The sequence below is a fragment of the Anabaena sp. UHCC 0451 genome, from assembly GCF_034931405.1.
In the GTDB taxonomy this organism is placed as follows: Bacteria; Cyanobacteriota; Cyanobacteriia; order Cyanobacteriales; family Nostocaceae; genus RDYJ01.
The window spans coordinates 46,197-51,408 of the sequence record NZ_JAYGHA010000014.1 but is presented as its reverse complement, the minus strand read 5'-3'; the positions used below and the strand labels follow the sequence as shown (position 1 = coordinate 51,408).

6 protein-coding genes are annotated in these 5,212 nt (G+C 40.8%); all 6 read left to right on the top strand.

Features of this window, described 5'->3' with window-relative positions:
- Positions 1-186: 186 nt before the first annotated feature.
- Positions 187-1,263 carry a septum site-determining protein MinC gene (minC, locus tag VB694_RS11485; protein WP_323360447.1) on the top strand — a complete coding sequence of 359 codons (1,077 nt, stop codon included), beginning with the start codon at positions 187-189 and terminating at the stop codon, positions 1,261-1,263.
- Positions 1,264-1,302: 39 nt separating this feature from the next.
- Positions 1,303-2,109, top strand: coding sequence for a septum site-determining protein MinD (gene minD, locus VB694_RS11480; protein ID WP_323360446.1), 807 nt, complete (start codon positions 1,303-1,305; stop codon positions 2,107-2,109).
- 35 nt (positions 2,110-2,144) lie between these two features.
- Complete coding sequence (minE, locus tag VB694_RS11475) at positions 2,145-2,450, top strand: cell division topological specificity factor MinE (RefSeq protein ID WP_323360544.1); 306 nt, start codon at positions 2,145-2,147, stop codon at positions 2,448-2,450.
- Positions 2,451-2,542: 92 nt separating this feature from the next.
- Entirely contained in the window at positions 2,543-2,989 is a 447-nt protein-coding gene (locus VB694_RS11470) for a ubiquinol-cytochrome c reductase iron-sulfur subunit (protein ID WP_323360445.1), read from the top strand.
- A gap of 118 nt (positions 2,990-3,107) precedes the next feature.
- Complete coding sequence (locus VB694_RS11465) at positions 3,108-4,049, top strand: LysR family transcriptional regulator (RefSeq protein ID WP_323360444.1); 942 nt, start codon at positions 3,108-3,110, stop codon at positions 4,047-4,049.
- Positions 4,050-4,132: 83 nt separating this feature from the next.
- A complete protein-coding gene (locus tag VB694_RS11460; RefSeq protein WP_323360443.1) occupies positions 4,133-5,167 on the top strand; it encodes an anthranilate phosphoribosyltransferase family protein in 1,035 nt (344 codons plus the stop codon).
- The last annotated feature ends 45 nt before the right edge of the window (positions 5,168-5,212 follow it).

The window sequence follows — 5,212 nt, the reverse complement described above, 5'->3', positions numbered from 1 at the left end:
TTACACGAATGCTTCGCCCTTAACACGAATGCTTCGCCCTTACACGAATGCTTCGCCCTTACGCCTTTACACCAAATGCTGATGCTTTCAATCCCGTTAGGGATAAGCCCGTACAGAAGTCAGGAGTTCAGAATAAATTTACCAATTACCCATTACCAATTACCAATTACCAATTACCCATTAAGAATGAATTCTGATTCTAAAAAATCACCAAAAGATTTGGACAAGGAGTCAAATTCTGCACTAACCGATGCAGAATCAATCTCTATTAAAGATGATAGAGCCGAAAAAATTGCCAATCCTGTTGATATAGAGGCAGATAGTAATGTTGATGATGCAGATGATAATTCTATTATCCCTAATGGAGAGTTAAAATCTGTTCTTGTTTATTTACAAGCTAATTCATCTGGGAATGTAGACTCTAATTCTGAAGCTAAGTCTGAAGTCCACAATATAGAACCATCTAATTCTGACTTGATTGATTTGAACAGCGATGAGTTAGCATTATTAGAACCAAATATCAACAATAATATTCAAGTTCAGTTAAAAACAGAGGAGGGAAGACTGTTATTAATTTTGCCCACTGAAGCGGAAGTACCTGCTTCCGAAGTCAGTTGGTCGCAAATATGGCAACAAATGAGACAACGTCTTAATGGTAGCGATCGCTTGCGGACACATAACACCATAGTACATCTAGTAGCAAAAGACCGCTTATTAGATAGTAGACAACTGCAAGAATTGGCGCAAACATTAAGTGAAATCAAACTTCAGCTAAAATCTGTAGCCACAAGCCGTAGACAAACAGCGATCGCCGCTTGTACATTAGGTTATTCTGTCGAACAAATACAGCTACAACCAGCCCTCACCACCGATCCCCTCATCATTCCCAAAGCTTTAGCAGATGCTCTCTATCTAGAGATGACTGTGCGATCTGGTGGAGAAATTCGTCATCCAGGAACAGTGATTATTTTAGGAGATATCAATCCCGGTGGTATTGTAATTGCAGATGGAGATATTATCGTCTGGGGTCGTCTGCGGGGGGTGGCTCATGCCGGTGCTGGGGGAAATCGTGAATGTCTCATTATGGCTTTGCAAATGGAACCAACCCAACTGCGAATCGCCGATACATTGGCGAGAGCGCCGGAGAAATCACTGACACAGTTTTTTCCTGAAGTTGCTCATATCACACCCCAAGGCATCCGTATCGCCAAAGCTACTGATTTTTCCCGCACTCAGTTAAGTAAGATTAATCAGAGTTTCTAATATAATATTCCACCAACCCTAATCGAGCCAATTGCTGTTATGAGTCGTATTATTGTAATTACCTCCGGTAAAGGAGGAGTAGGTAAAACCACAGTTTCCGCAAATTTGGGTATGGCTTTGGCCAAAATAGGCCGACAAGTGGCCTTAGTTGATGCGGATTTTGGTCTGAGAAATTTAGATTTGCTATTGGGACTAGAAAACCGCATTGTCTACACAGCAGTAGAAGTGTTAGCCAGAGAGTGTCGTTTAGACCAAGCTCTAGTTAAAGACAAACGTCAGCCTAATCTGGTTCTGTTACCAGCTGCCCAAAATCGCACCAAAGATTCCGTAACTCCCGACCAAATGAAATTACTGGTAAATGCACTAGCGCAAAAATACCAGTATGTGGTGATTGATAGTCCCGCAGGTATTGAAATGGGGTTTAAAAATGCGATCGCCCCAGCTAAAGAATCCCTGATTGTCACCACCCCAGAAATTTCCGCAGTCCGTGATGCTGACCGGGTAGTGGGCTTACTAGAAGCGCAAGGTGTTAAAAAGATTAATTTAATAATTAACCGGATTAGACCTGCAATGGTACGGGCAAATGATATGATGTCTGTGCAGGATGTTCAGGAACTTCTCGCCATTCCCTTAATTGGGGTAATCCCTGACGACGAGCGTGTTATAGTCTCTACCAACCGGGGCGAACCTTTAGTATTATCAGAAACTCCTTCTTTAGCGGCCATAGCTTTTGAGAACATTGCTCGTAGATTAGAAGGGGAAACTGTTGATTTTCTTGAGCTTGACTCACCCAACGACAACATCTTTTCCCGCTTGCGGAAATTGTTGTGGACAAAGATTGTTTAACTTATTCTCCAGTCTCCGCCTTAAAACTAGCAGCAATGATTCTTGAACTTTTAGAAAAACTTTTTGTTCGCACACCTGACACCAGTCGTACTCAAGTTAAACGTCGTCTGCAAGTAGTTATAGCTCACGACCGTGCCGACTTAGACGCGCAAACTTTGGAAAAGATGCGCCAGGAAATCCTGGCAATTGTTTGTCGGTATGTAGAAATTGAGACAGATGGCTTGGAGTTTTCCCTAGAAAGCAACCAACGCACAACAGCTTTAATCGCTAATTTACCCATCCGCAGAGTTAAGGAAGCTACACCTGAGTTGGAAGTCAGTGAGACATCAACTGATGTTTAATCTGTAGACTGGGTTAAGGGCAATAACAGGTTGATTTTGACACAATTATCCTGGGAAAATAGTTAAAAATTAGACCATAAATTACAGTATCTATGAAACGCCGTGAATTTTTTAATTGGGTAGGTTTAGGTTTATTAGCGAGTTCCTTACCTGTAGCGATCGCAGCTTGTTCTAGCGACACAACCACAACCACAACTGCATCTTCTCCTGCTCAGGCTGCTACTAAAGACTGGCAAAAAGTAGGTACTGTAGCAGAATTAGACAAGACTGGGCAATTATTAGTACAAGATTCTCCAATTGGTGCAGTTTTAGTAGTAGGTACATCTAAAGCCGCAAAAGATGTAATTGCTGTTAACCCTACTTGCACTCATCAAGGTTGTACCGTTGCATGGAAAGCAAATAAAAATCATTTTGTCTGTCCTTGTCATGACGCAGAATACAGCGGTGATGGTAAAGTTCAAAAAAGTCCAGCCGAAAAACCGCTAAAAACCTATTTAGCTAAGATTGAAAGCGATTCTGTATTTGTTAAACCAGTTTAAGATAGCAGATTGCTAGTAGCCGATGAATTCTGAAATTGGTATCAAAATCTACTAAACTGAGGAGATAAATTCATTTAGGGAATTCAGGTCTTAAACTAAATTCAGGCTACTACTTAAAATGCGTCTAGAGCAGTTGCAAGCTTTTTTAGCGATCGCCCAAACTGGCAGTTTTCAACAAGCAGCAAAAAAATGTGGTGTTACCCAATCAACAATTAGTAGACAAATACAGGGTTTAGAAGCAGATTTAGGTGTAGAACTGTTTCATAGAACAACTCATGCCAAACTGACATTAGGTGGTGAACGCTTGCTCCCCCGTGTTCGTAAAATTTGCCAAGAATGGGAATTTGCTACACAAGAATTAACCGATTTAATAACAGGAAAACAGCCAGAATTGTGTATTGCGGCCATTCATTCTGTTTGTGCTTCTTACCTACCACCAGTTTTACAAAAGTTTTGTCATGATTATCCAGATGTGCAATTAAGAGTTACATCTTTAGGAAGCGATCGCTCTCTCAAAGTCCTTAAAGATGGCTTAGTTGATCTAGCAATAGTCATGCACAATCGCTTTTTGATCACTGGTAAAGAAATGGTCGTGCAAACATTATATGATGAACCAATAGAAGTATTAATATCAGCTAATCATCCCCTAGCTAAGTTTGAATCTATCCCTTGGTCAGAGTTAATTCTTTATCCCCAAGTGGTATTTAAAGATGGGTATGGAATGCAGCGTTTAATTCAAGATCGCTTTGACAAACTAGAAGCAAAACTGCAAGCAGCTTTAGAAGTAAACACCTTAGATGCTTTTCGCGGAGTCGTCCGTCAAGGAGAACTAATTGCTTTATTACCCCATTCCGCATTAATAGAAGCCAGATTTGATCCTAGTCTTGCAGTTCGTTCCCTAGCCAGCAATATCAACTTACCGGATAATTCCAGTTTAACTCGTCGCGTAGTTATGGTAACAACTCAAGACCGTCTGCAAATTCCTCCAATTCAACACTTTTGGCAACTAGTACGTGACAATATTCCTCCACAACTAGACCAAAAACTTTCAGCTTCTTAACAATTAAAAATTAAAAATTAAAATAACTCCTCCTATTCCCTATTCCCTATTCCCTGTTCCCCGTTCCCTGTTCCCTGTTCCCAATGACCAATATATTTAGAGAATTTATCCAAAAAGTCGGTAGTGGTAGCCACACATCAGAAAATTTAACCCGTGCTGAAGCTGCTACCGCTATGAAAATGATGTTATTGGCTGAAGCGACACCAGCACAAATCGGTGCGTTTTTAATTGCTCACCGCATCAAACGTCCCACAGGTGAAGAGTTAGCGGGAATGTTGGATGCTTATGACGAATTGGGACCCAAGCTGCAACCTATCAAAACTGAAAAACCTCTAATAGTTTTAGGTATACCCTATGATGGCAGAACTCGCACTGCTCCAATTAATATTATTACGGCTTTATTATTAGCTGCTGCGGGACAACCTGTGATTATGCACGGAGGAAATCGCTATCCTACCAAATACGGTTTACCTTTAATTGAAATTTGGCAAGGTTTAGGAGTTGATTGGACAAATTTACCACTAATACAAACTCAGCAAGTATTTGAGCAAACAGGAATTGGTTTTATTTACACCCCAACACATTTTCCCTTAACTCAAACTCTTTGGGAATACCGCGACCAACTAGGTAAACGTCCACCATTAGCGACAATGGAGTTAATTTGGTGTCCTTACGCTGGTGATGCTCACATCATTCCCGGTTTTGTCCATCCACCGACTGAAGCCATGTTTCAAACTGCTTTAGATTTACAAGGAGTGAAAAAATATACCTTTGTTAAAGGTTTAGAAGGTAGTTGTGATTTACCACGCGATCGCACAGCCATTATTGGCTTATCTTCATCCAAAACACCAGAATTAGAACGGTTACACCTGGCACCCCGTGAATACGGTTTTATCACTAAAAACGTCCCCCTTGGGACTACAGAAGAACTCATCAAAAATATGCAATCAGTTTTAGCTGGAGAACCAAGCGAACTTATGCAAACAGCCTTATGGAATGGTGGTTTTTATCTCTGGAATAGTGGCATTTCTCCAGATATTCAAGCTGGTATAGACAAAGCCAGAGAATTATTTAGCAGTGGTTTAGTAGGGACTAAACTCCGAGAACTAATTTCGTAATTCGTAATTAGGCGCGGGGAATAGGGAATATTTATCTTTCTTCTG